This is a genomic window from Streptomyces sp. NPDC104106, from assembly GCF_055584345.1.
Map to the genome: position 1 here is coordinate 91195 of NZ_JBVJMF010000007.1, position 22479 is coordinate 113673.

The 22479-nt window shown below is 71.8% G+C and carries 28 protein-coding genes, 1 tRNA gene and 3 pseudogenes; 23 read left to right on the plus strand and 9 right to left on the minus strand.

Annotated features, from left to right (window positions below; translation table 11 throughout):
* Positions 1-4 precede the first annotated feature (4 nt).
* Both ACZ60X_RS18300 and ACZ60X_RS18305 read right to left on the minus strand, forming a co-directional pair.
* Positions 5-241, minus strand: a pseudogene (locus tag ACZ60X_RS18300) (FtsK/SpoIIIE domain-containing protein); the annotation flags it as partial.
* A gap of 103 nt (positions 242-344) precedes the next feature.
* Positions 345-674, minus strand: coding sequence for a helix-turn-helix transcriptional regulator (locus ACZ60X_RS18305; protein ID WP_469599408.1), 330 nt, complete (start codon positions 672-674; stop codon positions 345-347).
* Positions 675-782: 108 nt separating this feature from the next.
* Between ACZ60X_RS18305 and ACZ60X_RS18310 the strand changes: the two genes are divergently transcribed.
* Entirely contained in the window at positions 783-1184 is a 402-nt protein-coding gene (locus ACZ60X_RS18310; protein WP_469599410.1) for an STAS domain-containing protein, read from the plus strand.
* Between the two features lie 70 nt (positions 1185-1254).
* Complete coding sequence (locus ACZ60X_RS18315; RefSeq protein WP_469599412.1) at positions 1255-1587, plus strand: ANTAR domain-containing protein; 333 nt, start codon at positions 1255-1257, stop codon at positions 1585-1587.
* 114 nt (positions 1588-1701) lie between these two features.
* Here ACZ60X_RS18315 and ACZ60X_RS18320 read toward each other — a convergent pair whose 3' ends face one another.
* The gene (locus ACZ60X_RS18320; protein WP_469599414.1) at positions 1702-2115 is read right to left on the minus strand and encodes a hypothetical protein; all 414 of its coding nucleotides are present in this window, start codon (positions 2113-2115) and stop codon (positions 1702-1704) included.
* A 398-nt stretch (positions 2116-2513) separates the two neighbouring features.
* On the opposite strand from ACZ60X_RS18320, the gene ACZ60X_RS18325 reads away from it, so the two are divergent.
* Both ACZ60X_RS18325 and ACZ60X_RS18330 read left to right on the plus strand, forming a co-directional pair.
* Positions 2514-2735, plus strand: a complete 222-nt coding sequence (locus ACZ60X_RS18325; RefSeq protein ID WP_469599416.1) for a hypothetical protein — start codon at positions 2514-2516, stop codon at positions 2733-2735.
* A 581-nt stretch (positions 2736-3316) separates the two neighbouring features.
* A complete protein-coding gene (locus ACZ60X_RS18330) occupies positions 3317-4180 on the plus strand; it encodes an alpha/beta fold hydrolase (protein ID WP_469600044.1) in 864 nt (287 codons plus the stop codon).
* A gap of 1 nt (position 4181) precedes the next feature.
* Here ACZ60X_RS18330 and ACZ60X_RS18335 read toward each other — a convergent pair whose 3' ends face one another.
* The 3 genes and pseudogenes from ACZ60X_RS18335 to ACZ60X_RS18345 form a co-directional block, all read right to left on the minus strand.
* A complete protein-coding gene (locus ACZ60X_RS18335; protein ID WP_469599418.1) occupies positions 4182-5981 on the minus strand; it encodes a copper resistance CopC/CopD family protein in 1800 nt (599 codons plus the stop codon).
* Positions 5982-6510: 529 nt separating this feature from the next.
* Positions 6511-6600 (minus strand): annotated as a pseudogene (locus ACZ60X_RS18340) (SDR family NAD(P)-dependent oxidoreductase); the annotation flags it as partial.
* 96 nt (positions 6601-6696) lie between these two features.
* Positions 6697-7194, minus strand: coding sequence for a cupin domain-containing protein (locus ACZ60X_RS18345; RefSeq protein ID WP_469599420.1), 498 nt, complete (start codon positions 7192-7194; stop codon positions 6697-6699).
* A 169-nt stretch (positions 7195-7363) separates the two neighbouring features.
* On the opposite strand from ACZ60X_RS18345, the gene ACZ60X_RS18350 reads away from it, so the two are divergent.
* The 6 genes from ACZ60X_RS18350 to ACZ60X_RS18375 all read left to right on the plus strand — a co-directional run bounded on the left by ACZ60X_RS18350 (position 7364) and on the right by ACZ60X_RS18375 (position 10837).
* Positions 7364-7966, plus strand: coding sequence for an HhH-GPD-type base excision DNA repair protein (locus ACZ60X_RS18350; protein WP_469599422.1), 603 nt, complete (start codon positions 7364-7366; stop codon positions 7964-7966).
* A 271-nt stretch (positions 7967-8237) separates the two neighbouring features.
* Positions 8238-8906 carry an HdeD family acid-resistance protein gene (locus ACZ60X_RS18355; RefSeq protein WP_469599424.1) on the plus strand — a complete coding sequence of 223 codons (669 nt, stop codon included), beginning with the start codon at positions 8238-8240 and terminating at the stop codon, positions 8904-8906.
* A 101-nt stretch (positions 8907-9007) separates the two neighbouring features.
* The gene (locus tag ACZ60X_RS18360) at positions 9008-9379 is read left to right on the plus strand and encodes a hypothetical protein (RefSeq protein ID WP_469599426.1); all 372 of its coding nucleotides are present in this window, start codon (positions 9008-9010) and stop codon (positions 9377-9379) included.
* Between the two features lie 58 nt (positions 9380-9437).
* Positions 9438-9569: a hypothetical protein gene (locus tag ACZ60X_RS18365; protein ID WP_469599429.1), complete on the plus strand. Its 132-nt coding sequence runs from the start codon at positions 9438-9440 to the stop codon at positions 9567-9569.
* Positions 9570-9787: 218 nt separating this feature from the next.
* Complete coding sequence (locus ACZ60X_RS18370; protein WP_004943146.1) at positions 9788-10084, plus strand: type II toxin-antitoxin system VapB family antitoxin; 297 nt, start codon at positions 9788-9790, stop codon at positions 10082-10084.
* Between the two features lie 108 nt (positions 10085-10192).
* On the plus strand, positions 10193-10837 hold the full coding sequence (locus ACZ60X_RS18375) for a LytR C-terminal domain-containing protein (RefSeq protein WP_469599431.1): 645 nt from the start codon (positions 10193-10195) through the stop codon (positions 10835-10837).
* An 81-nt stretch (positions 10838-10918) separates the two neighbouring features.
* On the opposite strand, the gene upp is transcribed toward ACZ60X_RS18375, so the two are convergent.
* Complete coding sequence (gene upp / locus ACZ60X_RS18380; RefSeq protein ID WP_469599433.1) at positions 10919-11554, minus strand: uracil phosphoribosyltransferase; 636 nt, start codon at positions 11552-11554, stop codon at positions 10919-10921.
* 96 nt (positions 11555-11650) lie between these two features.
* On the opposite strand from upp, the gene ACZ60X_RS18385 reads away from it, so the two are divergent.
* The 9 genes from ACZ60X_RS18385 to ACZ60X_RS18425 all read left to right on the plus strand — a co-directional run bounded on the left by ACZ60X_RS18385 (position 11651) and on the right by ACZ60X_RS18425 (position 17416).
* Positions 11651-11914: a hypothetical protein gene (locus ACZ60X_RS18385; RefSeq protein ID WP_469599435.1), complete on the plus strand. Its 264-nt coding sequence runs from the start codon at positions 11651-11653 to the stop codon at positions 11912-11914.
* Positions 11915-12314: 400 nt separating this feature from the next.
* The gene (locus ACZ60X_RS18390) at positions 12315-12845 is read left to right on the plus strand and encodes a tRNA adenosine deaminase-associated protein (RefSeq protein ID WP_469600046.1); all 531 of its coding nucleotides are present in this window, start codon (positions 12315-12317) and stop codon (positions 12843-12845) included.
* Between the two features lie 140 nt (positions 12846-12985).
* The gene (gene tadA / locus ACZ60X_RS18395) at positions 12986-13417 is read left to right on the plus strand and encodes a tRNA adenosine(34) deaminase TadA (RefSeq protein ID WP_469600048.1); all 432 of its coding nucleotides are present in this window, start codon (positions 12986-12988) and stop codon (positions 13415-13417) included.
* A gap of 45 nt (positions 13418-13462) precedes the next feature.
* Positions 13463-13547 (plus strand) — tRNA-Ser (locus ACZ60X_RS18400).
* 165 nt (positions 13548-13712) lie between these two features.
* Positions 13713-13892: a hypothetical protein gene (locus ACZ60X_RS18405; protein ID WP_469599437.1), complete on the plus strand. Its 180-nt coding sequence runs from the start codon at positions 13713-13715 to the stop codon at positions 13890-13892.
* Between the two features lie 10 nt (positions 13893-13902).
* A complete protein-coding gene (locus ACZ60X_RS18410; protein ID WP_469599439.1) occupies positions 13903-14196 on the plus strand; it encodes a Dabb family protein in 294 nt (97 codons plus the stop codon).
* Positions 14197-14395: 199 nt separating this feature from the next.
* Positions 14396-15316 carry an RNA polymerase sigma factor SigF gene (locus ACZ60X_RS18415; RefSeq protein WP_469600050.1) on the plus strand — a complete coding sequence of 307 codons (921 nt, stop codon included), beginning with the start codon at positions 14396-14398 and terminating at the stop codon, positions 15314-15316.
* A 334-nt stretch (positions 15317-15650) separates the two neighbouring features.
* Positions 15651-16586 (plus strand): RNA polymerase sigma factor SigF, encoded by a 936-nt coding sequence (locus ACZ60X_RS18420; protein WP_469599441.1) that lies wholly within the window; start codon positions 15651-15653, stop codon positions 16584-16586.
* A 116-nt stretch (positions 16587-16702) separates the two neighbouring features.
* Positions 16703-17416, plus strand: coding sequence for a hypothetical protein (locus ACZ60X_RS18425; RefSeq protein ID WP_469599443.1), 714 nt, complete (start codon positions 16703-16705; stop codon positions 17414-17416).
* Positions 17417-17423: 7 nt separating this feature from the next.
* Here ACZ60X_RS18425 and ACZ60X_RS18430 read toward each other — a convergent pair.
* Both ACZ60X_RS18430 and ACZ60X_RS18435 read right to left on the minus strand, forming a co-directional pair.
* A pseudogene (locus ACZ60X_RS18430) lies at positions 17424-17633 on the minus strand (oxidase); the annotation flags it as partial.
* Positions 17634-17651: 18 nt separating this feature from the next.
* The gene (locus ACZ60X_RS18435) at positions 17652-17852 is read right to left on the minus strand and encodes a hypothetical protein (protein ID WP_469599445.1); all 201 of its coding nucleotides are present in this window, start codon (positions 17850-17852) and stop codon (positions 17652-17654) included.
* Positions 17853-18069: 217 nt separating this feature from the next.
* On the opposite strand from ACZ60X_RS18435, the gene ACZ60X_RS18440 reads away from it, so the two are divergent.
* The 4 genes from ACZ60X_RS18440 to ACZ60X_RS18455 all read left to right on the plus strand — a co-directional run.
* Positions 18070-18570 (plus strand): MarR family winged helix-turn-helix transcriptional regulator, encoded by a 501-nt coding sequence (locus ACZ60X_RS18440; protein WP_469599447.1) that lies wholly within the window; start codon positions 18070-18072, stop codon positions 18568-18570.
* An 88-nt stretch (positions 18571-18658) separates the two neighbouring features.
* On the plus strand, positions 18659-21148 hold the full coding sequence (locus ACZ60X_RS18445) for an MFS transporter (RefSeq protein ID WP_469599449.1): 2490 nt from the start codon (positions 18659-18661) through the stop codon (positions 21146-21148).
* Between the two features lie 94 nt (positions 21149-21242).
* Entirely contained in the window at positions 21243-22064 is an 822-nt protein-coding gene (locus ACZ60X_RS18450) for a YceI family protein (RefSeq protein WP_469599451.1), read from the plus strand.
* Between the two features lie 51 nt (positions 22065-22115).
* Positions 22116-22479, plus strand: a 364-nt coding sequence (locus tag ACZ60X_RS18455) for a PPOX class F420-dependent oxidoreductase (protein ID WP_469599453.1), incomplete at its 3' end; no start/stop codon positions are given.

Below are 22479 nucleotides of genomic sequence, written 5' to 3' on the forward strand. Positions count from 1 at the left end.
TGGGTTATCCGGTGACCGGGCGAGGGGCGGTGACCGGCCCGGCGTCCTCCACGGGCACGGGTGGGACGTAAGGCCGGAAAGGCGTCAGCGCCGGTACGTCGGGGGCGAGGTGCGCGGACTCTCGGCAGGTGGCCGCAGCGTCGGCGAGGGACAGATACGGGGTACGGATGCGGGACCAGCCGCCGGAGCTGTCGCCCGCCACGGCCAGGCCGGGCCGTTCCGCGGCGATGGCGCAGGCGGCGAAGGCCCCGCTCCACGAAGTGTGGGTCGACGGTGTACGGGATGGGAGCTGGGGAGAGTGGTGGGGTGAGGAGGTACACACTGTCAGCGCCCGCCAGACGCAGCTACCGAGGAACCGGCTTTGCGGCGCGGTCGGTCTCGTCCTGCACGAGCAGGGAAAGCAGGGCGGCGACGGACAGGCCGGCTTCTGCCGGGTGGCGCAACACCTTGTCCGGCTCTATGCGGTAGGTGTTCGTGCGCCCGTCACGGGTGTGGGAGAGGTAACCCTCCTGTTCAAGGTCGGAAATGATGCGCTGGACGGCGCGCTCCGTGAGCCGGCAGCGGGCAGCCATGTCGCGGATCCGGACGTTCGGATTGTCGGCGATGGCTGCCAGTACCCGTGCGTGGCTAGTGATGAACGTCCATCCGCTGTGAGGTTCCGGCACTCCAACCATGGCCGGCATTTTAAGGGGCCACCGTTGCCGAACCCGGATGCATGACATACTTTTCCGGTAACCGCTGACGTGGTCCGCGCTGAAGCGCCGCGGAAGGAGACCCCGAAGGTGTCCAGGGATGAGGCCGTCGTGCCAGAACTCATGAGCAACGCCGGCGAGGAGCAGAACGCGGACCAAGCCACAGACCATGCCCCGGAAGCCGACTCGGACCAGTACGAATGGCGCGGCAGCTGGGTCGTCGCCGCCCACGGCTCCTACGACATGCACTCGATCCAGCCTCTGGCGGACGCCCTGAACGCCGCCGCCAGGAAGCATCCCAAGGTGATCCTGGACGCCTCCGGTGTGGACTTCGCGGACTCCACGTTCCTCAATCTGTTGATCGTCATCCACCGAACGGGCACCCTGCGCGTGGCCGCGCCGCCGGAGCAGCTTCAGCGACTGTTCGCCATCACCGGAGCCGACACCGTCCTGGAGATCCGAGAGACTGTGCACGACGCCGCTGCCTCCTGAGCCCCTCCACTGAAGAGCCTGGACGCTAGCCATCCCATGCAGCGCCATGGTGGAAAGTTGCGGATCACCCATGCAAGAGCGCTCTGACCTCGACCGCGAGAATCGCGACCTGCGGAAGCAGATCGAGCAGCTGACGCAGGCGATCGACTCCCACGCCGTCATCGACCAGGCGATCGGCGTCGTGATCGCCTACAGCGGCGTGCAACCCCCGCAAGGGTGGACAGTCCTCAAGGAAGTCTCACAGCACACCAACGTCAAGCTGCGAGAAGTAGCAGTGCACGTCGTGCAGTGGCCGCAGTGCCAGCGGCTTCCCCCGGAGATCCGCAGGGCCCTGGATGCTTCACTGGAACGCCAACGACTCTCTCGCCTTCCATCACCCCACCCGCCCGAGGACGGCTCATAGAGGCTTCAGCTCCGGTCTGATAAGGATGAACACCGGCCTCAGAGCTTTGGCCTCGCGGGGGCACTGTCCCTGTCGGCCGGCGGTCCGCCTTCACCAAGGTCACTCGGCACAGTGCTAGTAGTTCCTCCGACGCAGGCGTTGCGCAAAGAGCAGGACCGACACCAGCAGGAGGGCCCCTTCAACGGCCAGACTGACCAGCCCGAGCGGTTCCGTCCAGTTGCCGACGTCGTCGCTGTAGTCGGGCAGTCCCGGGCCCCTGGAAAGGATGTATCCCAGCAGGGGGCCCACGGCGACCCCGGCCGCCAGCAGCCACCCCGGTCGGACGAGACCGACGAGAAGCAGCGCAGCAGCGACGACGGCAGCGATCTCCAGGACGTGATAGGCCACACCGATGTAGTGAGGCTCCCTCGTCGTCGTGACGCCGCCTTGATCTTTGACATGGATGACGGCCACCGCGAGGCACAGCAGAGCTCCCGCCAGCCTGGCCGCCCAGGTGGCCCCCGGCCCCCTCGCAGTGTGCTGTGACATGGGGGCACCCTTTCCCTCCGTCAGCAATGTGTGTCTGTGGCGCCGCGTTTCCGACATGGGGTCGGGCTTACGGACCGACATCGCGCCCCCCTGGTGTCACCTCCAGCCTCGGCGGACTACTGCTCGCCGTCGCCCCCGACAGCGCAGACGAGTGACGCGGAAGGGGCACATCGCGGACGGCGCTCCTTAACCAGGCGAACAAAACCGCACAAGCCCACGTCGGTGCAGGTCGATGGCGTCGTATGCGGCGGGTCAGCCACGATCAGTGGGGACCTACGGTCCAGCTTCGCCTCACCAGGTCTCGAACCACCAGGTCAGCGGCATGGAGCGGTTGTTCCCGTCCGGATCTGTGCCGACGGCCACAGCGAACGGGTATAGACGTAGGCTCATACTGAGTCATGACAAAGCCTGCTGCGCCGAAGCGTCATCTGCCTACCAGCCCCTTCAAGGCTCCGGTCACACCGGCTCCCAAGCACTTCGCCGTGGGCGACCAGGTCACACACGACATGTACGGCCTCGGCCGAGTCATCGGCATCGAGGACGGAGTCGCGGCGCTCGTGGACTTCCGCTCGGCGCAAATGCGGATCTTGAGCCCGTACGCGAAGATGACCAGACTGTAGGACCGCTGTGCCCGGTCACGGCACACCAGGCCCCTTCAGGGACCTGTACCGAAAGAGAGTCCCCTCATCGATCTGACGTCGCTGTTTTCCGCCCTGGAAGGGCAACCTCGCTGCTCCACTGCGGCATCGCCGCCTCCGACGACCAACCCCTTCCAGGCCCCTGACTTCGGGGAAGACGAGACCTTGCCGCTCGAGGACGCACAGGAGCCTGCCTCGGGCCTACGTACGGCGCGGCCCAAGGCGGCTTAGCTCCACCAATGACGGTGGCTCCGGCAACTGGCCGCGGCCGTCTCACGTGCTCCCGTGAAGAGTACGGCCGTCTCAGTTTCCGTCTCGTTCAGCCCCGTTCACCGTCGTTCGGACGAGACCGTATGCCAGGTCCTTCCCGTAGCCAGGCCACCCATGAACGCAGGTGAACGGCCCTGTACGCGCTCCGGCTAGGCGCCAACAGACTTGGAAGGCGTGTTGGGGGCAACCCCTCACGAGTTCGAATCTCGTATCCTCCGCCTGTGAAGAAGGCCCGTGCTGAGCGATCGGCGCGGGCCTTCTTCTCGTTCGCCGTCGGTGTCGGAGGGGAGCGCATGGGCTGGGTGGAGTGTGAGGTGGAGCACGCGGGAGTGCGGCTCGTGTGCCGGGACTGGGGTGGGGGCGGAGACGGGCCGCCCGTCGTGCTGCTGCACGGGCTGGCTCGGCACGCGGGAGAGTGGGACGGCCTGGCGGGAGCCCTGAGCACCGGCCACCGGGTCGTCGCCGTCGACCAGCGGGGGCACGGTGCCTCCGAGCGGCGGCCGGGGGACGTCAGCCGCGCCGCGTACGTCGCCGATGTCGTCACCGTGATCGAACGGCTCGGTCTGCGCCGGCCCGTCCTGGTCGGCCAGTCGCTCGGCGGCCACACCGCTCTGCTCGCGGCCGCCGCCCGTCCCACCGTGGTCCGCGGACTCGTGCTGATCGAGGCGGGTCCCGGTGAGGCGGCCCCCGGCACCGCCGACCGGATCGACAGGATGCTCGCCGCCTGGCCGGTGCCGTTCCCGTCCCGGACGGCGGCGGTGGAGTTCTTCGGCGGCGGGCCCGTCGGCGAGGCGTGGGCGGCCGGCCTGGAGGAGCGGGACGACGGCTGGTGGCCCCGTTTCGACCGGGACGTGATGGTCGCCTCGCTCACCGACGGTGCCGGCCGCTCCTCCTGGGACGAGTGGGCGGGCATCGACTGTCCCGTGCTCGCCGTGTGGGGCGAGCGGGGAATCGTTTCGGCGCGGGAGATCGACGGCATGTTCCGGCGCCGGCCGGAGACGACCGGCGTGAGCGTGCCCGGCACCGGACACGACGTGCACCTGGCACGGCCCGCCGTCGTGGAGCGGCTGGTGCGGCGGTTCCTCGCCGACCTCACCGAACCCGGCGGGCCGGGCGGGATCGCGGACGACGGCGCGCGGTCCTCCGGCCGCGGCTGACCTACCGCACCACCCGCACCGGTGCCGAGACCGTCACCTGGTCCAGTTCGGAGACGCGGATGGTCGCCTTCATCGTCCAGGTGCCCGGCAGGGGAAGGGTGAAGGAGTCGGCCGACCAGTAGCCGCCCCGGTCCGTGAGCCTGGTGTCGAGGGGGCCGATGCGCTGGGCGGGGAGGGTGAGGGTGACACGGAGTCCGGGGACGGTGGACAGGCCGCCGTCGGGGCCGTAGACCACTGCCTGGACCGAGGAGGTGCCGACCCGGCCGGGGTCCAGGGTGACCTGGATCCTGCCCCGGACGCCCGAGGTGCCGGTGTCGAAGGGGATGGTCGTCACCGATGCCGTCGCGATGCCCGACTCCGCCGCCGTGGACCGCTCCGCCTCCGTGGCCGTGCGCCCGGGGACCGTGCCGGTCAGGAGGGTCGTCAGGGCCAGGACCACCGCCGCCACGGCCGCCTCGGCCAGCACGGAGCGGCGCAGGAGGTGGAAGGGGAGGGACGGCGGGGGCGGGGGCGGCGTGGGAGGGGACGGTTCCTCGGGGAACGGGGGACCCGCCGCCGGTTCGGGGACGCGGGCCCGGACGGCGGGGACGGTGGCGGTCACGGTGGCGAGCGCGGGGGCGGGGGAGGGTTGGGTGCGTGCGCGCGTCGTGCGGGCCGTCCAGGTGCGGGAGCAGGCCGCCGCCAGCAGGAGGGCGGCGACCGCCGCCAGTTTCGCAAGCAGGGTGCGGCCGTACGTCGTGTCCGTGAGCGCCTGCCAGGAGCCGAGGCCCCGCCAGGACTGGTACACGCCGGTCGCCACCAGGACCGTCACCGAGCCGAGGGCCAGGCGGGAGAAGCGGGCCGGGACCGACAGCGGGAGCGCCGGGGTGCGGGACATGGTCCGCAGGAGCGCGGCCAGGCCGCCCAGCCAGACGCCCATGGCCAGCAGGTGGAGGGTGGCGGAGGTGATCGCGAGGGGGACCTGGATGCCCGCCGAGGCGTGTTCGGCCGCCGACCAGGTCAGGGCGAGGGGCACCGAGACCGCCGCCGCCACCGTCAGGGTGGCGCGGCGCGGAAGGCGTGTGCGGCGGGCCCGCAGCACCAGCACGACCGCCGCGGCCAGCAGCAGCAACGCCAGCCGCGCGAGCAGGAGTTGACCCGGACGGGTCGCCGCCGCGTGGAGAACGGCGCTGAGCGAGAGCGCCCGCGCCGGGGACGTGCCCTCCTCGTACGGGGTGCGCAGGAGGAACAGGACCGCCGTCGATCCGACGAGGGTCCAGGCGGCCGCCAGGACGGGCGTGCGCAGCGGGGCCGCCTTCGGGGGGCGGCAGTACGCCACGAACGCGGCCGTGCCGAGGAGGAGGGCCAAAGCGAGGTACGCGAGGTAGCGCGCGATGTTGTACAGGGCCGCGGTGACCGGGTTCTCCGTGGTGTCGGGTGCCGGGCTCACGGCCGTCGCGGTGCGGCGGCCGACCGAGAACGTCAGCGCTCCGGACACCGGGTGGCTGTCCGCCGACACCACGCGCCAGGCCACCGTGTAGGTGCCCTGGGCGAGCCTGGCGGGCAGCGGCACGCGGGCGGTGTCCGAGCGGCCGGGGGCGTGGTCGGCGGGTCCGGTGCGCACGCGGTGGTTGGCCGGGTCGTAGACCCGGAAGGAGTCGGTGAGCAGCCCGACCGACTCGGTGAAGGTCAGCGTCACCTGCCGGGGCGAGGCGCGCAGGACGGTCCCGTCGGCGGGGGCCGTCGTCCGCAGGGCCGCGTGGGCCGAGGCGGGGGCGGCCCCCGCGAACAGCACGAGGAGGAGGCTCGTAGCCAGCAGCACCAGCCGCCGTGGCCATCGCCGGGAGGCGGGGTGCGAAGCTCCTCGCGCCTCCCGCCGTGCCTCTCGCCCTGTCTCCCGTCGCGCCCCCCGTCGTGGTCCTCGGTGTCGGTCGCGCAGCTGCACCTTGTCCCCTCCGTCGGCCCGCCGTCCGCAGCTCCCACAGGTTCTGCAGGTACCTATGGGTGTCCCCTATAGGTACGGAGGGATCGGCGCCGTCGCTCACCCGTGGGGCGGGCCGAGACACCCCCGGCCACGACCAGGTCGTGGCCGGTGATCCGGGCCGCGAGCGGCGGGGCCAGGAAGACGCAGGCGTCGGCCAGGTCGTCGCCGGCCGCCCAGGCGGCCGGCGGGGACGGCGGTGAGCCGGCGCCGTACGCCGTCCGGCCATGCCTCGGCCAGGCCTTCCCGGTCGATCAGTCCGGGCGGGACCGTGTTGACGCGGATGCCGTCGGGCCGTACTCCAGGGCCGTACGACGGCCTGTCCGCCCGACTCCCGGACGCGTGCCGCGACGTCGCCGGCCGTCTCCACCGCCGTACGGCAGTGCAGCGCCACCGCCGCGCCCTGCTGGGCGAAGCGCGGGGCGACGGCGCGGCCGATGCCGCCGCCCGCTCCGGTCACGAGGGCGGTTGCCCGCGAGCAGGCTCGTGCTCGCCGTCCCGGTTCCGGTCCCGGTTCTGCCGCCGGTTCCCTCTCCGTTCCTGTCCGTGGGCGTGTTCATGGGCGGCACAGTTCCGTGATGCGGGCGGCCTCGGCCGGGTAACGCGCCGTCAGGTGGGCGGCCTCGCCGTGTTCGTAGTCCGCTTCGGTGAATCCGGGGGCCATCGTGGTGCCGAAGAGCGTCCACGCGCCGCCCGGGGCGACCCGCGCGCCCATCCAAGTGCGGGCGGGCACGGTCAGCTGGACGTGCCGGCCGGACAGCGGGGCGGAGCCGAGGACGGCGGTGCCGGTGGTGCCGTCGGGCGCGAGGAGCAGGAGGCGGAGCGGGTCGCCGAGGTAGAAGTGCCAGATCTCGTCGGTGGGGAGCCGGTGCAGGGCGCAGTAGTCGTCAGCGGTGAGCAGGGCGACGATGGCGGTGCCCTGGGGGCGGCCGTCGGGGCGGGCGGGTCCGGCCCAGGTCTGCCGGTACAGGCCGCCTTCACGGGGGATGGGTTCGAGGCCGTAGTGGGCGATCAGCGCGTCCGGTGTCGGCCTGGGCTCTGCGGGCGTCGTCACAGCCGGAAGGCTAGTCACCCCGAACAGTCCACGACCCGTATGACGAGAGGGGGGACCCCGCCTGTCGAAACGGGACCCCCCCGTCTGGCGGAAGAGCGACCCCGTCCGCCGAGGCGAAGGCGGGGCGGCCCTGGCTGCGCCCGGCGCGCGGCGGAGCGATCATCGAGCCATGGACGTCACCCTGCACCTCGCCCAGGACCCCGAGGCCGACGCGCTGCTCGGTCGCTCCCCGCTCGCCGCGCTGGTGGGCATGCTGCTCGACCAGCAGGTCCCGATGGAGTGGGCGTTCAAGGGACCGCGCACCATCGCCGACCGGCTCGGCGCCGGGGCCGACGGGGACCTCGACGCGCACGAGATCGCCGCGATGGACCCGGAGGCCTTCGCCGCGCTGCTGTCCGAGAAGCCGGCCGTGCACCGCTATCCCGGCTCGATGGCCAAGCGGGTGCAGCAGCTGTGCCAGTACCTGGTCGAGCACTACGACGGGGACGCCGAGGCCGTGTGGCGGGGCGTCGGCAGCGGGGCCGAGCTGCTGAAGCGGCTGGAGGACCTGCCCGGGTTCGGCAAGCAGAAGGCCCAGATCTTCCTCGCCCTGCTCGGCAAGCAGCTCGGGGTCACGCCGAAGGGGTGGCGGGAGGCGGCCGGCGCGTACGGCGAGCCGAAGGCCCATCGGTCCGTCGCCGACATCACCGGGCCGGAGTCGCTGACCAAGGTGCGGGCGCACAAGCAGGAGATGAAGGCCGCGGCCAAGGCGGCGAAGGCCTCCGGCGCATAGCGGAGAGCGGAGAGGACCGGACGGGCCGGACGGGCCGGGCAGGCCGGGCAGGCCGGGCAGGCCGGGCAGGCCGGGCAGGCCGGGCAGGCCGGGCAGGCCGCTCCACCCGAGCCGACCGCTCCACCCAAGCAAGCCGCTCCACCCGAGCCGCCCCCCCTCCACCCAAGCCGACCGCTCCGCCCAAGCAAAGCCGCTCCACCCGGTCGGGCGTGCTTCACCCGGACGGCCCTCCCTGATGGCAGCGCCCGCCACGCCGATCACAGCATGAACCATGACCGAGGCACCGAGCGGCGGCCCGAACCCGGGGCCCGAGTACGACGACCGGAACGTCCACGCGGCCCGGCAGGCGGCGGGACGCCACGAGCCCGAACCGCCTTTCGAGGGGCCGTTGCACGCGCTGTCCCGGGCCGCCTGGCAGGTGGTCCTGGTCACCGGGGTCGCCTCGCTGGTCCTCGGGATCCTGGTCCTGCTCTGGCCCCGCGCCTCCCTCCTCGCGATCGGCGTCCTGTTCGGCCTCTACCTCGTGATCAGCGGCGTCTTCCAGCTGGTGGCCGCCTTCGGCACGCACCGGGCGACCTCGCTGCGGGTACTGGCCTTCATCAGCGGCGCCCTGTCGATCCTGCTCGGCCTGTTCTGCTTCCGCGGGCCCATGCAGTCGATCCTGCTGCTCGCCCTGTGGATCGGCATCGGCTGGCTGATCCGCGGCATCACCCAGACGCTGGCCGCCGCCTCCGATCCCCGGATGCCCGCCCGGGGCTGGCAGGCCTTCCTCGGCGTCCTCACCTTCATCGCCGGCATCGTGCTCATCGACTCCCCGTTCCGGTCGGTCGCCGTACTGACCCTCGTCGGCGGCGTCTGGCTGGTCGTCGTGGGGATCACCGAGATCGTCACCGCGCTCGGCATCCGCGGCCGGGCCAGGCAGGTCCCGCGGACCGTCTGAGCCGCCACAGACGTCAACCCCGCACCCCTCCCGTCCCCCGACCGGGCGGATCCGCGGCCTGCGGTGCTGCACCTGCCGCCCGGCCTGGGGAAACACCCTTCGTGAGCAGGAGCGCGCGTACCCCGCGCAGCCGTACCTGGCTGCGGGTGCTCGTGCTGCTCCTCGCCCTGTGGGTGCCCGGCGCACCCGCACAGGCCCGGACGGCCCCGGTGTACGGCGCGTCGGCCGAGACCTCCGGGCACCCCGGCGCCGGCGACCTCACCGATCCTTCCGACGCCGTAGACGTGCCGGACGTGCCGGACGTCCCCGATGTCGCCGTACGGCCCGCCGCCCGCGCCGTGCACCGCGCCGACGTCCCCGAGCGCCCCGCGCCCCTGCCCGGCCCGGCCCCCGCGGACGGCCGCCCGTCCCCCGCCGCGGCCACGGCGCCGTACACCGCTCCCCCGCTGCGCACGGTGGTCCTGCGCTGCTGACGGACCCGTGTCCTCACGCACACGCAAGGTCAGTCGGCTCGACGCGAGGAGCACAGCCATGTCCGAGGATCCGTACGCCGTCCTGCGCGCGCTGCTGCGCGCGGAGGCGAGGCGCGCCGCGGCGCCCAGACCGGAGCAGCATGAGGAAGTGGAGGCGGAAGAGCGGCCCGAGGAACGGGACGGCCGCTGAACCGGACCCGGTGGGGGGCGGCCCACCCCCCACCGGCCCACCGCCCTTCCCGGTCCGCCGATTCGCGGTCCACAGGCTGTGTACAACGGCGATCGCAGGCCCACCGACCCCGATAACATCCCTTTTGTCTGCTTCACTCCATCTTTTCAAGGCTTTCCAAGGAGCGCACTCCGCCGCCATGGCTGCGCCCGGAACGTCTAGACCGGTAGGCTTTCCGTGTGATCTTCAAGCGCATCGGAAACGGCCGGCCGTACCCCGACCACGGCCGGGAGAGCACCCGGCAGTGGGCGGACGTCGCGCCGCGCCCGGTCCGCCTCGATCAGCTCGTGACCACCAAGCAGCAGCTCGACCTCGAGACCCTGCTGGCGGAGGACTCGACCTTCTACGGCGACCTCTTCGCGCACGTCGTGAAGTGGCAGGGCGACCTCTATCTGGAGGACGGGCTGCACCGCGCGGTCCGCGCCGCCCTCCAGCAGCGCCAGGTGCTGCACGCGCGCGTGCTCGAACTCGACTGACCCGGTGCGGCGCGGCCGTTGCCCCTTTCGGGTTCCGTCGGCGGCATCCGAGCGGCATCGACTGATCATCTGATAGGCATCGTCGCTCCGGCGCACTACGCTGCGCCCATGAGCATGCTGACTCCCCCCGGCATGGGCGGCCAGTACCGGATCACGGGAGACAAGTACCCCCGCATGCGTCCGCCGCGCCGGCGAGCGAGGCTCGTCGCCGCCGTGGTGGCGTCCGTCTGCGCCCTCGGCCTCATCGGCTGGGGCACCCTGCAGCTCATCGACGTCTTCTCGGGCGGCCACAAGAAGAAGACGGCGGCCGGCCCGGCGACCGCCTGCCGCCCGAAGGGCACCGCGGCCACCCCGGCCGCCCAGGCGAAGTCACTGCCGAAGCCCGGCCAGATCACCGTGAACGTCTACAACGCCACCGCCCGCAGCGGCCTCGCCAAGTCCACCGCCGACGAACTGAAGAAGCGCGGCTTCAGGATCGGCGACGTGGGCAACGCCGCCAAGGACTACGACAAGAAGGTCAAGGGCACCGGGATACTGCTCGGTCCCGTCGCCGCCCAGAACACCTCGCTGCCGGTGCTGGCGACCGAGCTGGCCGGCGCCGAGCGCCGCACCGACGCCAGCCGCAAGGGCGCCGACCTGGACCTCATCCTGGGGGACGGCTTCACGGGCCTGGCCAGGCCGGCGGACGCGCAGCAGGCGCTGACGGCCCTGACGGCGCCGGCGTCGACCTCGTCCTCGAAGAAGGGCTGCTGAGCGGCAGCCCAGCGGCCGAACAGCCCGGCAGCCATGGACGCGAGGCGTCCCGGCAGCCGCGAAGGGCCCGGCGGGGGGGGGCTATTCGGCCGCGCCGTACAGCCGGTCCCCGGCGTCGCCCAGGCCCGGCACGATGTACCCCTGCTCGTTGAGGTGGTCGTCCACCGCCGCCGTCACGACCGTCACCGGCGTGCCCGCCAGCTCGCGCTCCATGACCGCGACGCCCTCGGGCGCGGCGAGCAGCACCACGGCGGTCACGTCGTCCGCGCCGCGCTTGATCAGCTCCTGGATCGCGGCGACCAGCGTGCCGCCGGTGGCCAGCATCGGGTCCAGGACGTAGACCTGGCGGCCGGAGAGGTCCTCCGGCATGCGCGAGGCGTACGTGGACGCCTGGAGGGTCTCCTCGTTGCGGATCATGCCCAGGAAGCCCACCTCGGCGGTCGGCAGCAGCCGGACCATGCCGTCCAGCATGCCGAGGCCCGCGCGCAGGATCGGCACGACCAGCGGGCGCGGACGGGCGAGCTTGACGCCGGTGGTCCGCGCGACCGGGGTGTTGATGTCGACGGCCTCGGTGCGCACGTCCCGCGTGGCCTCGTAGGCCAGCAGGGTGACCAGCTCGTCGGCCAGCCGGCGGAAGGTCGCGGAGTCGGTGCGCTGGTCGCGCAGCGTGGTGAGCTTGTGGGCGACCAGGGGGTGGTCGACGACGTGGAGACGCATGCCCATAACGGTACCCGCGACCGAACGCCCTCCGGCCCTGGCGTCGAAGCGGCCGTACGGGGGAAAGTGGGAGGGACGGAACCGGGGTGGTGTGACGTGCCTGACCTGCCTGACCTTCCACAGAACGCGGCCGAGCGCGCCGGGGACACCGGGGGCGCGAAGGGCACCGCGGAGCCCGCGATACGCGCGGCCGCCGCGCGGGGCGCGGACGGCGAGACCGACGCCGAGCGGCGGCGCCGGCGCGCCCAGTTCCTGCGCGATCTCGCCGAGGCCCGCGCGCTGCGCGCCCGCGTCCAGCCCCGGCGCGCCAAGGCCGCCCGGCTCCGCCATGCCATGCGCATGCGGACATTCCGCTGGTAGACCGCCCGACGAGCCACGCACCGCGCGACCGGCGGCGCGGTGGGCCGTCCGGGGTCCGCTGATAGCCCGGTCGGGTCCGCGGATAGCCCGGACGTGGTCCGCTCGTCGGCCCGTCCGGCAGGGAGGAGGCCCCTGGAGCGAGGCCCGGTGAGAAAGTTCTCGGTGAGGAAGATCCACGTCCGCGGCGGTGTTTGCGCGGTGGGCGTGCGTGAGCGCTTGGAAAAGCCGCGTACGATCCGCAGGTGGCCGGCAAGACACAGGGAGCCGAAGACGTCCCCTGAACGCCTTGTTTCTGCCACGATTCCGAGTGGGTGGGGCTCGGAGCCCAGCTCTTCCCGCCCACGTACCTCCGCCGGGGGGACCCCCAACCGGCACACCTATGACCAGTGGGAGAGTCACGGTGTACTTCGCCGCACTGCTCGCGCGCACCGAAGACGGGTGGGAAGCGAGCGACACAGAGCTCGACAATGTGGAGACCCTGTCGGATCTGGCCGACCTGGCCCGGGAAGCCTCTCCCGACGAGGACACGGTGCTCGTCCTGATCGAGCAGGAGGACGCCTGGTTCGGCGTCGTCCGCGTCGACGGCGAGGACGACCCCCGCATCTACGTCTCGGACGCGGCCGCCGCCCAGCGCAGCGCGTACGGCGAGCTGCTGCTCACCGACGAGCTGCTCGGCCGGGAGCCGGGCTCGGACGACGGCCCCGACCTGGACTCCCTGGACCTGGACGGCACGGAGGACGGCGAGACGGACGAGGACGACGAGGAAGGCGGCGACGCCGACTCCGTCCCGCACAGCCCGGTGGGCGACAGCGAGATCCTCGACGACCTCGGCATCAGCGAGAAGGAACTGCGCGCCCTGGACGCCGAGGACGCGCTCGGCGCGATCGCCGAGGCCCTGGGCGCCGCGGAGGTCCTGGAGACCGTCCGCTGACCGCACCACAGGACGCGGACGCCGCGGAAGACCCGCGCAGCACGCGGCACACCCAGGACCCGTACGGCGGCGTGGACCCGGCAGGCCCTGAGGACGGCCGCGTCCCGGCGGACCCGGTGCGCGACCGCTGGCGCGGTGCGATGCGACTCGCCCTGGACGAGGCCGGGCTGGCCGTCCGGGGCGGAGACGTGCCCGTCGGCGCCGTCGTGCTGTCCCCGGACGGTACGACGGTGCTCGGCGCCGGGCACAACGAACGCGAGGCCACCGGCGATCCCACGGCCCATGCGGAGGTCCTCGCGATCCGGCGGGCCGCCGCCCGGCTCGGGGAGTGGCGGCTGAGCGGATGCACGCTCGTGGTCACGCTGGAACCGTGCACGATGTGCGCCGGCGCCCTCGTCCAGTCCCGCGTCGACCGGGTCGTCTACGGCGCCCGGGACGACAAGGCGGGCGCGGCGGGCTCGCTGTGGGACGTGATCCGCGACCGCCGGCTCAACCACCGGCCCGAGGTCATCGAGGGCGTCCTCGCGACGGAGTGCGCCCAGCTGCTCACGGAGTTCTTCCGGAGCCGGTGAGTACCGATTTCGAACCACGCTCCCCTGTGCTGTAAGGTCTCCCTCGGTAGCGTGTCCGAGCGGCCGAAGGAGCTCGCCTCGAAAGCGAGTGTGGCGCAAGTCACCGAGGGTTCAAATCCCTCCGCTACCGCTCGAAGAAGGGCCCCGTCTTGAGGACGGGGCCCTTCTCGTCGTAGGGGACCTCTCCGCGCAAATGCCGCCGGGCGGCGGGCCGTTGGTCCGCAAAAGGGGCGTGAAGGTTACACTCGCGGCCGGCAGCAGGGGCCCACAGGGGACAGGCACAGGGGAGGCCGCGGTGGCGGTGAACGCCAAGAAGATCGCCGTGTACGTGCTCGTGGTCTTCGCGCTGTACGTGATCATCACGGACCCGCCCAGGGCGGCGCACTACGTCCAGATAGTCTTCGAGGGCATATCGGAGGCGGCCAAGTCGGTGGGCGACTTCATGACATGGCTCGCCAACGGAGGAAAGAACTGAGGTACATCCCATGATCCGCCATCTGGTCCTCTTCAAGCTCAACGAGGGCGTCGAGCGCGACGATCCGCGGGTCGTGGCAGGCGTGGAGGCCTTCAGGGCACTGGGCGACCAGATCGGGGAACTGCGGTTCTGGGAGTGCGCCTGGAACATCACCGACCGGCCCGTCGCCTACGACTTCGCGATCAACTCGGCGGTCGAGGACACCGACGCCCTGGGGCGCTACCTGGAGCACCCGGCCCACCAGGCGGGCGTCGCGCTGTGGCGGGAGTTCGCCACGTGGGTGATCGCCGACTACGAGTTCTGAGCCCGTCCGGCCGAGCCCTCCGCCTGAACGGCGGAGGGCTTTCGTGCGTCGCGGCACCCTTCACCCGCTCTCAACTTGTAGAAATCTGAACACAACACGGCGTTATGCGGTGCTTGCACACAGTGCACATGTCTTGTGATGCTATGACCGCTTTTGACGGGTGACTGATCGCGGATGATTGAGCGACGAAGAGGTGGCGTTGACCGTGTCGGCCAGTACTGCGCCGCCCCAGGAAGAGGCGGCCGCTCCCGCCTCCGCTCCCGACTCCGCCCCAGACCCAGCCGCCACTGCCGAACCCGACCCCGCCGCCGATCTCGCCCCCGATGCCGAACCCGCTCCCGCGAGCCCCGAGAAGCGGCGCAGCGCCGACACCCGGGCCCTCACCCAGGTGCTCTTCGCCGAGCTGAAGCAGCTCACGCCGGGCACTGCGGAGCACAACCGCGTGCGCGGGGCGCTGATCGAGGCGAACCTCCCGCTCGTGCGCTACGCGGCCGCCCGCTTCCGCTCCCGCAACGAGCCGATGGAGGACGTCGTCCAGGTCGGCACCATCGGCCTGATCAACGCCATCGACCGCTTCGACCCCGACCGGGGCGTGCAGTTCCCGACCTTCGCGATGCCGACCGTCGTCGGCGAGATCAAGCGCTACTTCCGGGACAACGTCCGCACGGTGCACGTACCGCGCCGGCTGCACGAGCTGTGGGTGCAGGTCAACAGCGCCACCGAGGACCTCACCACGCTCTACGGCCGTTCCCCGTCCACCGCCGAGATCGCCGAGCGGCTCAGGATCAGCGAGGACGAGGTGCTGAGCTGCATCGAGGCGGGACGGTCGTACCACGCCACCTCCCTGGAGGCCGCGCAGGAGGGCGACGGGCTGCCCGGCCTGCTCGACCGGATCGGCTACGAGGACCCGGCACTCGACGGCGTGGAGCACCGCGACCTCGTCCGGCACCTGCTCGTCCAACTCCCCGAACGCGAGCAGCGCATCCTCCTGCTGCGCTACTACAGCAATCTCACCCAGTCGCAGATCAGCGCGGAACTCGGCGTCTCGCAGATGCACGTCTCGCGCCTGCTCGCCCGCAGCTTCCAGCGCCTGCGCTCCGCGAATCGCATCGACGCATAAGGGCCCGTAACGGCCCCCTTATGAAGCACAGCGGGCGCACGGAAGCACGCCTCAAGCGGTTCTGCATCGCATACCCGAGCGAGCGGTAACCGTCCCGAGCGAATTCGCTCACCTGCGTCGATGCCGACAGTTGGGACCCGAAATAGCGTCAGACCCCTTCTCTCCAGGGCCGTTTCGGATCTCACATGTCGACATGTCACTACAGCGTGTTGCCGACATGTGACATTCTGCGGGAGACGCGTTTGCCGGGCCTCCGGCTCCGGTATTCAGGTGAAGGCTGCGTTGCTCGAAAGGCGGCGCCGCCACGACCGTCCCGCGACCCAAAGGGGGTGGCATGTCCGCAGACCAGGGCAGCTCGAAGGTGCTGACGCCCGCGCCGAGCGCGGCAGCGCCCAAGGAGCTCGACGCTCTCGACGTCCTCGACGGAATCGAGGCCGTCACGGCCCTCGACGCCGTGCCGTCCCCGCCCGCCCAGGAGGCGCACGTCCCGGCCCTGCCGGCCACGGGGGACATCGACACCCGCACCTTGTCCCGCTCGCTGTTCCTGCGGCTCGCCGCGCTCGACGAGCACAGCCCCGAACGGGCCTACGTCCGGGACACCCTGATCGAGCTGAACCTGCCGCTGGTCCGCTACGCGGCCGCGCGCTTCCGCTCCCGCAACGAGCCGATGGAGGACATCGTCCAGGTCGGCACCATCGGGCTGATCAAGGCGATCGACCGTTTCGACTGCGAACGGGGCGTGGAGTTCCCGACGTTCGCGATGCCGACGGTCGTCGGTGAGATCAAGCGCTTCTTCCGGGACACCTCGTGGTCGGTGCGCGTCCCGCGCCGCCTCCAGGAGCTGCGCCTGGCCCTCACCAAGGCGAGCGACGAACTCTCCCAGAAGCTCGACCGCTCCCCGACGGTGACGGAACTGGCCGCCGTGCTGGGCGTCTCCGAGGAGGACGTGGTCGACGGCCTCGCGGTCGGCAACGCCTACACCGCCTCCTCCCTCGACTCCCCCGCCCCCGAGGACGACGGCGGCGAGGGCTCCCTGGCCGACCGACTCGGCTACGAGGACACGGCGCTGGAGGGTGTGGAGTACCGCGAGTCCCTCAAGCCCCTCCTGGCCAAACTCCCGCCCCGCGAGCGCCGGATCATCATGCTCCGGTTCTTCGCCAACATGACCCAGTCCCAGATCGGCGAGGAGGTCGGCATCTCCCAGATGCACGTCTCCCGGCTGCTGACGCGGACGCTGGCGCAGCTACGGGAAGGACTCATCTCCGACTGAGGGTTCTTTTCTGACGCCCCGTCAGTCACACTGGCCCGATGCTGCGCGCGACAGGGCCGGACGACACCGCTCGAACCATCCGTGCGACATGGACACGTGGCCGCCGAGGCGCCGTTGTGGCAGCGTCGGCGGCCGTCGTCGTCCTGGGCGGGGTACTCACGGTGTGCGGGGACCACGGCCCGGGCGGCGGCTACGTCGCGGTCGGCACGGTCGGCGGCCCGGAAGGCGGCGGTACGGCCGCGGCCGGCCCGACGGGCTCGGTGTCGTTGACCCCGCTCGACGGGACCGTGCGGACGGACACACCCGCCACGCCACGGCCGTCGGCGCCCGCACGGCCGACGTCACCGCCACAGACTCCGTCGCCGTCACCGTCACAGCCGGCCGGCGGCGGACCGGCCGTCCCCGGCGGACCCGAGCGGACCGCGCCGGGGACCACCAGCCCTCCGGGCGGCCCGGGCACCCCGTCCGCCGGTGCGACACCCACGTCGTCCACCACGGCTCCGGCCCCCGGCACGACCGCGGGCCCGGCCATGCTCTCCTGGGACGCGCCGGCGACGCGGGACACCGATCAGCGCTGGTGCCAGAAGGTGACCGTGGCGCTGCGCAACTCCGGCGGTACGGCGGTGCGGTCGGGCACGGTGACGTTCGGGACGCACGTCATCGGCGCGCTGGGCATCGACTGGGGGACGGTCGACTCGGCGGCCGGCCTCCCGGTGCCGATCGCGCCGGGCGCGCAGGTGAAGCCCACCTGGACGGTCTGCGTCGATGTCTGGCGGGTGCCGCTCGGCATGCACATCGAGACGCGGGACGTCCTGGTCCGCTGGACGTGAGAGGCGTGGCGCGGTTCTCGACCGAGGTCTGCTCCTCGCTCTGCCGGCCGGTGAGGGCCGCGGCCGGCGCTCCCGTGGAGCGGGCGTGCAGATCGGCCTGGCTCTCGGCCGAGGGCGCCGCCGCCACCGGTGCGCGCACCCTGACCCGGCGGCCCGGCACCGGTCAGGAGAAGGCCGGCGCCGCGTACGGGTGCGCGGCCAGGGCCCGGCCCTCGCGGCATCGCGGGGGCGACCGTTACTTGAGCGCCAGCCAGGCCACGCCCGCCACCACGGCGAGGGCCACGATGACACCGATGATCACGCCGACGCGGGGACCGGAAGAGGGCGCGGCAGCCTGCGCCTGGCGCCCCTGCGGGGCCTCGTCGACGAACGCGCGGAACATCTGGGTGCTGCCGGCGGGGTCGTAATTGCCCTGGGGGCCCTGGGTGTTAGCCATGGCCCGAGACCTTAGCGAAGACGGGCCCGGCCGCCCAAGTGGGGGCCGCCGGGAGCCCATCGGGACAGACAGGGGCACGCCACCCGCCGTCACCTGCATATTTACGACAGCAATGCTTGCCTTTGCCAAGTTTTTGCATGCGCGGCTCCCTGGCTTGTTTGCTTGGAGCAACCAATCACCGCTATGGTTGCCCCAAGCAACGAATACGGGAGGTGTGATGGCCGAGCAGGCGCAGTTCGAAGAGCTGGCACGTCAGCTCAGTGCCGTCGGAGCCGTGAAACGGGACATGGCGCGGATCCTGCCGCACGACTGCCCCGCCGGCTCGGCCGCCGTGCTGACCCTGCTGGGCCGCCACGGCGACATGCGCATGAGCAAGCTCGCGGAGCTTCTCGCGGTGGACATGTCGGTCACCAGCCGGCATGTCGCGCACGTCGCGGCACGCGGCTGGATCGAGCGGCTGCCGGACCCCGCGGACAAGCGCTCGCGGATCCTGCGGCTGACGCCCTCGGGGCTGGAACAGCTCGACGAGCTGTCCCGGCGGACCACGCGTCTGCTGGCCGAGCGGCTCGACGACTGGACCGACGACGAGGTCGGCCAGCTCATCCGGCTGATGACCCGGCTGCGCGACTCGTTCGGCGACTGCCGGTCCCCCTCCTCGGCGGTCCGGCTCCCCGCCCCCGTGTTCGAAGAGACCACCCGTACACCCGCAAGCACGTAAGCAAAGGAAGCCCATGGCAACGACCACACCAGCCGGTGTGCGGGCTCACGCCAAGCACGGGGGAGGCTCCGCAGCGGAGCACGCCCCCATGACACACCGGCAGATCATGGAGGCGCTGTCCGGCCTGCTCCTGGGCCTGTTCGCCGCCATCCTCTCCTCGACGATCGTCACCAACGCACTGCCGACGATCATCAAGAGCATCGGCGGCGGCCAGTCCGCCTACACCTGGGTCGTCACGGCGGCACTGCTCGCCATGACCGCCTCCGTGCCGCTGTGGGGCAAGCTCGCCGACCTGGTCAGCAAGAAGGCGCTCGTCCAGATATCCCTGGTCATCTACGTCATCGGCTCGGTCGTCGCCGGTCTCGCGCAGAACCCGGCGATGCTGATCGGCGCCCGTGTCATCCAGGGCCTCGGCGCCGGCGGTCTGTCCGCCCTGGTGCAGGTCATCATGGCCGCGATGATCTCCCCGCGGGAGCGCGGCCGGTACTCCGGCTACACCGGTGCCACCTTCGCCGTCGCCACCGTCGGCGGCCCGCTGCTCGGCGGTGTCATCACCGACACCTCCTGGCTCGGCTGGCGCTACTGCCTCTTCGTCGGTATCCCCTTCGCGCTGATCGCGCTGGTCGTGCTGCAGAAGACGCTGCACCTGCCGGTCGCCAAGCGCAAGGTCAAGGTCGACTGGACCGGCGCCTTCTTCATCACCGCGGCCGCCTCGCTGCTGCTGATCTGGGTCACCTTCGCCAACGACAAGTACAGCTGGCTGTCCTGGCAGACGTACACGATGGTGGGCGGCACGATCGTGCTCGCGCTGCTGTTCGTGTTCACCGAGACCAGGGCCGCCGAGCCGATCATCCCGCTGCGCCTGTTCCGCAACCGCACCATCACGCTGGCCTCGCTGGCCTCGCTGTTCGTCGGTGTCGGCATGTACTCGGGCACCGTGTTCTTCTCGCAGTACTTCCAGCTGGCCCGCGACAAGTCCCCGACGATGTCCGGCGTCATGACCATCCCGATGATCGGCGGTCTGTTCGTCGCGTCCATGGTCTCCGGCCGGTTCATCACCAGCACCGGCCGCTGGAAGGGCTGGCTGGTCGGCGGCGGTGTCTCCCTCACCGCGGGCCTCGCCCTGCTGGGCCTGATGCGCTACGACACCCCGTACTGGGAGCTGTCGATCTACATGGCGCTGCTCGGCATCGGCGTCGGCACGATGATGCAGAACCTGGTGCTGTCCACGCAGAACCAGGTCGCCCCGCAGGACCTCGGCTCCGCCTCCTCCACGGTGAGCTTCTTCCGCTCCCTCGGCGGTGCGGTCGGCGTCGGCGTGCTCGGCTCGGTCATGTCCGAGCGCATCACCCACCACGCCAAGGACACCATCACCGAGCTGAGCCCGAAGGCGCAGGAGGCCGCGGCCAAGGCCGTCGGCAGCAGCAACCTGCCCGACATGAACGCGCTGCCGGCCCCGGTGCGCCACTGGCTGGAGGGCGCCTACGGCCACGGCATCGCGGACGTCTTCCTCTACGCCGCACCGTTCGCGCTGATCGCGTTCATCACGGTGCTGTTCATCAAGGAGGTCCCGCTGCGGACGTCCGGTGCGCTGGCCCAGGCCGCGCAGGAGAAGAGCGGGGCGCAGGCCCCCGTACAGACCACTGTGGAGAGCATCGTGCAGGAATCCGTCCAGGAGCCCGCGCAGCCGAAGGTGCCCAGCTGGGCCACGCCCGTCGTGTCGGACACCTCGGCCCCGTCCCCGGCCGCGGCCACGGCCGCCGCGCCGGCGGCGACCGCCGTCGCCACGCTCGCCGAACCCGGCTCGGGCGGTCCCGGCGGCACCCCGGTGCACGGCTTCGTCCGCGGCGCCGAGAGCGCCCCGGTCCCGCAGGCCGCGGTCACCCTGATCTCGCTGTCCGGGCGCCAGCTCGGCCGCGCGGTCGCCCAGGCCGACGGCTCCTACGCGGTCGACGCCCCGGGCACGGGTTCGTACGTCCTGATCGCCTCCGCCGACGGCTACCAGCCGCAGGCCTCCACCATCGTGGTGGGCCAGGAGCCGGTGTCGTACGACATCCTGCTCAGCGGCACCAGCGGGCTGACCGGTGTGGTGCGGGCCGCGGGCAGCGCGCTGCCGGTCAAGGACGCCATGGTGATCGTCACCGACGTCCGCGGCGACCTGCTGGCCACGGCCGCCACCGGTGAGCAGGGCCAGTTCGCCTTCACCGACCTGGTGCCGGGCACGGTCACCCTGGCCGTCAACGCCGGCGGGTTCCGGCCGCGCGCGCTGCCGGTCGAGGTCGGCCACACCGGGATCACCCGGATCGAGATCGACCTGGACGCCGGCGCCCAGCTCCAGGGTGTCGTCCGGGCCCCGCACGGCCCGCTGGCCGACGCCCGGGTGACCCTGGTCGACCAGGCCGGCAACGTGGTCGGCACCGCCACCACCGGTGCGGACGGCGCGTACGCCTTCACGGACCTGGACAGCGGCGACTACACCGTCATCGCGACGGGTTACCCGCCGGTCGCGACGGCACTGACCGTCTCCGGCGCCGGAGTCGACGGCCACGAGATCGAACTCGCTCACCCCGGCGAGTAGTTCCGCCCCGGCCCGTGGCACACGTACGGTCGTGCGTGGGCCACGGGCCGGTTCACTGAGACCATTTTGTAAGGCTTTGCAGGGAGAAAACGGGATGGGACTGACCGCGAAGATCCGTACGCGGGACGGGTGGGCCGTGTCGCACGCGGTCGTCACGGTGACCGACATGACCGGTACGCAGGTGCTGCGCGCCGAGACGGATGCCGAGGGGGCCGTACGGGACACCACCGAGCTGGCGCCGGGGGCGTACACGGTGATCGTGACGGCGGTGGGGTACGCGCCCGCGGCCTCCTCCGCGATCGTCACGGCGAGCGGCCGGGCCGAGGTCGGCACGGTCACGCTGGCCCGGCAGGGCGGCACCGAGCTGCCGCCGCCCGGCCCCTGGACGATCGACCCGGTGCACTCCTCCGTCGCCGCGGTCGCCCAGCACCTGGGCATCTCCAGCGTGCACGGCCGGTTCACGGAGTTCGGCGGCACGATCGAGATCGCGCCCGACGACGTCACCAAGTCCCGCGTGGAGGCGGTGATCAAGGCGGCGTCCGTCGACACCGGCAACGGCATGCGCGACGGGCACCTGAAGTCCGCGGACTTCCTCGACGTCGAGCAGCACCCGGAGATCACCTACCACTCCACCGGCCTGACACCGGCGGGCTCCGACCGCTGGACGGTCCACGGGGAGCTGTCCATGCACGGGATCGTGCGGCCGGTCGACCTGGCCCTGGCCTACCTCGGCACCGGCGCCGACCCGTGGGGCGGCACGCGGGCCGCGTTCCGCGCGGCGGCGGAGCTGCGGCGGGAGGACTTCGCCATGAACTACAACCAGGTCCTCCAGGCCGGCATCGCCGCGATCGGCACGACCCTCAAGGTCGAGCTGGACATCCAGGCGGTGCAGGGGGATTCCCTCCCCCAGGCGTAGGCACGGCAGGGTCAGCCACGGGGGCGGTCATTGCCCCTAGGCTGCCTGTCCATGGCACCGAACATCGCTACCAACACCCGCGTATCGCTGGACGAGCTGCTGGACTTCGTACGGCCCCGTCATCGCGCGCTGCTCATCACGCGCCGCGCCGATGGCGGGCCGCAGGCGTCTCCGCTGACCTGCGGGGTCGACGACGCGGGCCGGATCGTCGTCTCCACCTACCCCGAGCGCGCCAAGACCCGTAACGCGAGGCGCGACCCGCGCGTCAGCCTCGTCGTCCTCAGCGACGACTGGAACGGCCCCTGGGTGCAGATCGACGGCACCGCCGAGATCATCGACACCCCCGACTCCGTCGAACCACTGGTCGAGTACTACCGCAACATCGCCGGCGAACATCCCGACTGGGACGAATATC